We start from the raw sequence: 6,280 nt of genomic DNA, 5'->3' as shown, positions 1-6,280 counted from the left end.
ATGGAAGCGGATATTTGGCAGACGATTCAACCACAGCTGTTACTGGCAGAAAGTGCTTCACAGACGCTGCAGTTTGCCCTGACCAGTAATGTCGATGCAGCCATATTGCCGTATCCGTATATGACTCAGGAGAAAATCAAACAGCAGGGGCGTTATATTAAATTACCTGGTGAGTTGTCCCAACAGCTGATCATCACCAAAGATGCGTCATTGCTTGCTGAACCGTTTATTAAGTTCATTACCAGCGAAGCGGCCGGCAAAATTTTTATCAAACATGGTTATCTTCCCATTACCGGGAATCCCTGAACGATGGATTGGCAGGCCCTTGAAGTATCAATTAAGCTGGCGCTAGCCACTAGCTTGAGTCTGTTACCAATAGGGTTGATATTGGCTTACAGCCTGGCCAGAGGCAGGTTTCGCGGGAAATATCTGGCTGAAGCATTGATTACCTTACCATTAGTCCTGCCACCGACCGTATTGGGCTATTTCCTGTTAGTGGGAATGGATAGTAACAGTGCGGCAGGAAAACTTTTTTATAGCATTACCGGCGACAATCTTGCCTTTTCGTTTAGCGGATTGTGGTTTGCTTCGATAATTTACAGTTTACCGTTTGCTGTACAGCCAATGCTCAGAGCGCTGGAAAATATTGCTCCTGAATTACGTGAAGCAGCATGGTGTAGTGGATTATCTCGCTGGAAAACCTTTATCAAAATTGAATTACCGTTAGCCTGGCCGGGGATTTTAACCGGATTGATTCTGAGTTTTTGTCATACGCTGGGCGAATTTGGCGTGGTGTTGATGATAGGTGGCAATATAGCCGGGGAGACTCGAACCCTGTCGATTGCAATTTATGACAGTGTGTTGGCATTTGATCAGCAACAGGCCATGCAGATGTCATTAATCTTACTGGCAATTGCTGTTATAACGGTCACGGCAATTTACCGATTTAACCACCGATTAATGCGGGTCTAGTATGCTTGAAGCCACCATTAAGCAGCAACAGCCAATTCCACTGGAAGTACAACTAGAATGTGCCGCCGGAGAAATGCTGGCGTTAGTTGGACCTTCCGGTTCGGGCAAGACTACGGTGCTACGTTGTATAGCAGGTTTACATAAACCCCAACAAGGACTTATCCGCTCTCAAACAATCTGGTTCGATAGCAACCATGAACTTAACTACTCGCCACAACAGCGACGCGTGGGCATGGTGTTTCAAAATTATGCGTTATTTCCGCATTTGACCGTTATGCAGAATATTATGCTGGCCATGCAAACACCTCAGGAACATAAGGTAAGAGCGCTGCTGGAACAGGTGCATTTAAGTGGGTTGGAATCTCGTTTTCCTTCACAGTTATCCGGTGGACAGCAACAGCGGGTGGCATTAGCCAGAGCTTTGGCACGCGATCCGGAAGTTTTATTACTGGATGAGCCGTTTTCGGCAGTTGATAAAGTTACTCGTCGCAAACTCTATCTGGAGTTACATGCTTTACGCCGGCAATTATCGATGCCGATTATTCTGGTGACACATGATCTGGATGAAGCAGCGATGCTGGCCGATCAGATGTGTGTCATTCATCAGGGAAAAACCCTGCAGCAGGGTACGGTTGAAGATGTATTGAATCGGCCACAAAGCCTGAATGTGGCCAGATTGACCGATGCCCGTAATGTGTTTGAAGGGAAAATAGTGCTGGTCGAAGGTCAGAAAAAACTGCAATGGTGTGAGCAGTTGCTGGAGATAGCCGATACCGATTTCGCTGTGGGCAGCAACGTTTATTGGATTATTGCACCGAGTAAAATTCTGCTACATCAACGTCGTCGTCCTTCCCGGGGTGAGCAGGAGAATCCGGTGCAGGCGATAATTGACGATATGATTACCTTGCGCGGCATTACCACCGTGTTGATGAAAGTTACCGGACACAACCCGCTGTTGATACAGATGGATATTCCTGAGCATGTGGTAGAACGCAATCAATTACAACGTGGTGAACATATCGGACTGTCATTACTGCGGAATGCTATCCATTTGATAGAACAGTAAAAATATCGCGCCGGGTCGAAGATTTCTTTGCAAAGCTTAATGATAACTATTATCATTAATGCTGTTTTAATCAAAGGAACTTGTCGATGTTGGTAACTGCTATGACGTCTGTCCGGGGTCTGCTGCGTGATAAATGAGGTTGAAACACCATCTTTCTTGAAGTTGTTGCAGCAATTACTGGAAATTGGTGGCCCCGTTGTCTGGATTTTATTGGGGTTTTCGGTCATCGCGGTCAGCATTGTGTTAATCAAAATCTGGCAAATAATGTTGTTATCGCCAGAATCTACGACAACGGCCAAAAAAGCCATTTTGCTGTGGAAACAAAATGAACCGGAACAGGCACTCTCGCTGCTGAAAATCTCCAAGCCGCTGGATGAACTACTGGCACTTAGTATGGAAGGTCTTAGACAGGCCGAAATTCCTAAGGAGCTGCTGAAAGAAGAGTTACAGCGTGTTGCCAGTTTACGCATCAATCAACTACGCAGTTATCTGCGACCGCTGGAAGTGATTGCCAGTTTGAGTCCGTTATTAGGGTTGTTCGGAACTGTGCTCGGCATGATCCTGGCATTTCAGCAGATGGAACTGGCAGGCAGTCAGATCGATCCTTCGGTACTTTCCGGAGGTATATGGCAGGCGTTATTAACTACTGCAGTAGGGCTTGGAGTGGCGATACCAGCTGTTGTTGCCCATAACTGGCTGGATCGTAAAACAGAACGTGTCGCCGTTTTGATTAATGATGGTGTCACTCAGGTTTTTACCCATGCACCATTGATAAACACCTCAACAACAAAACCCGTTAACCACTATAAAAATGTTGCTTGAACAACCCCTGGCTGCAAAACGCCGGTTAATTAGCCTGACACCCTTAATTGATGTGGTATTCATCCTGTTACTGTTTTTTATGTTGTCTTCAGGATTTACCCATTGGCAGCAGCTGGATATTACAGCGGCCAGCGAATCCTACGATACCGATAAAATACTTACTCAGCACTCTCTACTGTTAACGGCCGCTGGTGAGTATGAGTACGATAATCGACGCTATCCTGTATCAGAGCTCACACCGATAAAACAGCAACTTGCTGAAGATCCTTCCGGGATTTTTGTTGTGTCAGTTGCTGAAGCCGTAACAACACAACAAATGATTGATTTTATCGATCAGTTAAAAGCCATCGGAATCGACAAAGTCAGTCTGGCAGGGTTAGCTATATGACCCTTATTCCCATCCGTAGAGCCCCAGGCAATCAGCTTGATGACAATATGATCCCATTGATTAATATTGTGTTCCTGATGTTGATTTTTTTTATGATCGCGGGTCAATTAAGCAGCAGTGAACTGCTGAAAATCCAACCTCCAACATCTCATCAGCAATCAGCTCTGCAAGAACACGATGCCATTTTGTTCGTGTCAGCTAAAGGCCCGTTGGCGATGGATGATGTGTTTTTGGAAGTCAGTGCGTTAACTGAAATCTTAAAGCAGAAAATAGCCGAAACTAACGATATCCAGTCTTTTAAATTACTGGTGAAAGCTGATGCAGCCGTGCCGGCCATTGAGTTAACAGATTTACTTAAACAAGTGCGTGCCGCCGGAGTATTGAAAGTTTCTTTGGCCACCCAAACTCAGACCAGCCGAAATGATTAAATTTCGTTACTGGTTTCTGGCTATTTTAAGTGCCATGTCGATTCATGTGTTTGCTTTTGGTATGTATACAATTAAATATCCTCACCAGCTGCAACCTGTTGCGCCGGTTGATGAAGTCGGTATTGAAATTGATATCAGCATGCTTGAACCCACCACCATGGAAAAACAACAGGCCACCGCGGTAGCAGAAAAAAAGACAGTTATTGAAGAAAAATCGGCAATTAGCCAGGTTCAGGAACCTGATACTGCTCCCGTTCCAGTGGAACACAAAACCAGTAGAACAGAAGTGGTAAAACCATTACAGCAAACCGACATAAAAAAGGCAGTCAACTCTGCGCCACCGGAGGATAAACTTGAACTCAAGCAGAATACATCAGAAATCCTTGCCGCTACGTCTGACCCAGCCCAAATAAATACAGCTAATTCTGAAAAACAGCTGGAGAAAACGCAAATTGCCGATCAGGGCGAAGCTGCCGAGAGCAGTTCAATATTGAGTCAGGCTGACGCTGCGTTGCAACAAGCCGCACAACAGACCTATTTCAATTTGCTGGCCAGAACGCTGGCAGAACAAAAACGTTATCCTGGTATTTCCAGACGCCGTGGTGAACAGGGTGTCGTGCAGTTATTCTTTGTGGTCACCCGCAATGGCCACATTAGAGAATCGCGTATTGAGGCCAGTTCGGGATATCAGCGGCTGGATCGGGCGGTGCTGGAAATGTTGGAAAAAGCTCAGCCGTTACCGGCTTTTCCAGATGAGATGTCGCAACAGCAACTGGAAGTGAAAGTGCCGATCGCATTTGAATTAAGCAGTTGACGTGAATCCAACCAAGATAACATCATAGCGTTTAGTTTGACCACAGGAAGATAGTAGATGAATAACCTGGATTGGCATCAAATACATGCTGCCGTTTGGCGTGCGCACAGCCAAAAACTTAAAGCTATTACCCGTTTGGATCCTGTTCAACTGGATCAGCTCATCGGTATTGAGCAGCAAAATCAGCAACTGGTGGAAAATACCCGTCGTTTTGTTGAGGGAGAAACCAGTAATCATGCTCTGTTATGGGGGGCACGGGGGACAGGTAAATCATCACTGATTAAAGCGGTGTTAAACCAGTTTGCCGATCAGGGATTACGTATTCTGCAGATTGATAAAGCTGAACTTAACTGGTTACCGGAAATTCTGGATGATTTGGAAGACAGACCTTTTCGCTTTGTGATCTTCTGTGATGATTTGTCATTTGAACAGGGTGATGAGGGCTTCAAACCGCTTAAAAGTCTGCTGGAAGGTGGATTGGAATTACCGCCAGAACATGTACGGATTTATGCCACGTCAAATCGTCGACATCTGATGCCCGAGCAGCAATCTGAGAACCAGGCGAGTCGTGTGGTTGATGGTGAGGTTCACTATACTGACAGCCTTGAAGACAAACTAGCCTTATCAGACCGCTTTGGTCTGTGGCTGTCGTTTTATCCACCTAGTTGGGATACCTACCTGGACATGGTTGACAGCCTGTTTGTGAATATCACTGTTGATCGGGATTTATTGCATGAACAGGCCAAGCAATTTGCCATGCGTCGGGCCAGCCATAGTGGACGCACGGCAATACAGTTTTATCGTCAGTTTGTCAGTAAAAGCTAATTGGTATCCGGTGGTGTGATATCGAGTATCACATTGTGGCCATTTTCATTGGCAATATTCTGATAAGACCAGCCGAGTTTTTCGGTTAATTGAGCAGTGAGTTGCAGGCCGAGACCAAAGCCCAGTTCAGTCGGTGCTACATCAATATCAGCATTGAACTGTCGATTTACAATACTGATCTGGGAGCCCTGTTGGCTGATAATTACCTCACCTTCCCAGGTATGCTGAAATGCATTGCGTATCAGATTCCCTAAGACAATTCGTGCTGCCACGGCACTGATTGAACATTGATAGGGGTGGGTTTCCACAATAAGTTCAACGGTTTTATCGCGCAACAGATAACGCATTTCTGCGGTGATTTCCAACAACAGCTTATCAATCTCTACTACTGATTCAGGTAGTTTTTCATGGTCTTCGCGGCTTAACCATAGCAAGGTTTCGGTGAGATGCTGCATGGTAATACTGGCACGATCAATCCGATCGGCAATATCCCTTTGCATCGGGTTCAAACTGGAAGCGGTCTGTTGTAATACTTTGTACTGCAACTCGATATTATTACGAATAACGCTGATAGGCGTACGCAGTTCATGGCTTGTATAACGCAGGAAGCGGTGCTCACGATCCAGGCTACGCTGAACTGATGACAGACTGTTCTGGATTAATCTGGCCATTTGATTGAGTTCCGGATACAGAAAGTCCGGTGGCGGCTGGGAAAGATTCTCCGGGGTTAATGATTGTGTCCAGTTATTCAGCCGGGCTACTGGTGTCGAGATACTCCGCATCAATAGCCAGGTGATCAGCATTAGCGTCAAGGCAATTAATGCACTGACGCCTAATAATAAACGCATGCTATCGGCCATATTACGACCTACCAGGCTGGATACATTCTCCCGGGAGAGCGTTCTGCTGATATAAACCGACTGGTTTTCCAAATCGACTTTGAGGGCAAGATAGACTTTGTCCGA

At 45.8% G+C, this 6,280-nt stretch carries 9 protein-coding genes; 8 read left to right on the top strand and 1 reads right to left on the bottom strand.

The window, feature by feature from the left end; genetic code table 11:
- The 8 genes from B3182_RS07575 to B3182_RS07540 all read left to right on the top strand — a co-directional run.
- On the top strand, nucleotides 1-306 hold a 306-nt coding region (locus tag B3182_RS07575; protein WP_292752198.1), incomplete at its 5' end, for a substrate-binding domain-containing protein.
- 3 nt (nucleotides 307-309) lie between these two features.
- Nucleotides 310-972 carry a molybdate ABC transporter permease subunit gene (gene modB / locus B3182_RS07570; RefSeq protein ID WP_278361245.1) on the top strand — a complete coding sequence of 221 codons (663 nt, stop codon included), beginning with the start codon at nucleotides 310-312 and terminating at the stop codon, nucleotides 970-972.
- Between the two features lies 1 nt (nucleotide 973).
- A complete protein-coding gene (locus tag B3182_RS07565; protein WP_292354807.1) occupies nucleotides 974-2,038 on the top strand; it encodes an ABC transporter ATP-binding protein in 1,065 nt (354 codons plus the stop codon).
- 126 nt (nucleotides 2,039-2,164) lie between these two features.
- Entirely contained in the window at nucleotides 2,165-2,860 is a 696-nt protein-coding gene (locus tag B3182_RS07560; protein WP_292354809.1) for a MotA/TolQ/ExbB proton channel family protein, read from the top strand.
- Nucleotides 2,850-3,248 carry an ExbD/TolR family protein gene (locus tag B3182_RS07555; protein ID WP_292354811.1) on the top strand — a complete coding sequence of 133 codons (399 nt, stop codon included), beginning with the start codon at nucleotides 2,850-2,852 and terminating at the stop codon, nucleotides 3,246-3,248. Before B3182_RS07560 ends, B3182_RS07555 begins: the two co-directional genes overlap by 11 nt.
- A complete protein-coding gene (locus B3182_RS07550; protein WP_292354813.1) occupies nucleotides 3,245-3,676 on the top strand; it encodes an ExbD/TolR family protein in 432 nt (143 codons plus the stop codon). Before B3182_RS07555 ends, B3182_RS07550 begins: the two co-directional genes overlap by 4 nt.
- Nucleotides 3,669-4,490 (top strand): energy transducer TonB, encoded by an 822-nt coding sequence (locus B3182_RS07545; RefSeq protein ID WP_292354815.1) that lies wholly within the window; start codon nucleotides 3,669-3,671, stop codon nucleotides 4,488-4,490. The genes B3182_RS07550 and B3182_RS07545 overlap by 8 nt, the downstream gene beginning before the upstream one ends.
- Before the next feature lie 57 nt (nucleotides 4,491-4,547).
- Nucleotides 4,548-5,315: an ATP-binding protein gene (locus B3182_RS07540; protein ID WP_292752195.1), complete on the top strand. Its 768-nt coding sequence runs from the start codon at nucleotides 4,548-4,550 to the stop codon at nucleotides 5,313-5,315.
- Here the strand turns inward: B3182_RS07540 and B3182_RS07535 are convergent.
- On the bottom strand, nucleotides 5,312-6,280 hold a 969-nt coding region (locus B3182_RS07535; RefSeq protein WP_292752193.1), incomplete at its 5' end, for a sensor histidine kinase. The two genes, B3182_RS07540 and B3182_RS07535, sit on opposite strands and share 4 nt — an antisense overlap.

Origin of the sequence: Methylophaga sp. UBA4204, from assembly GCF_002379485.1 — a bacterium.
Classification (GTDB): Bacteria; Pseudomonadota; Gammaproteobacteria; order Nitrosococcales; family Methylophagaceae; genus Methylophaga.
This window is presented reverse-complemented; position numbering and strand designations above follow the sequence as displayed.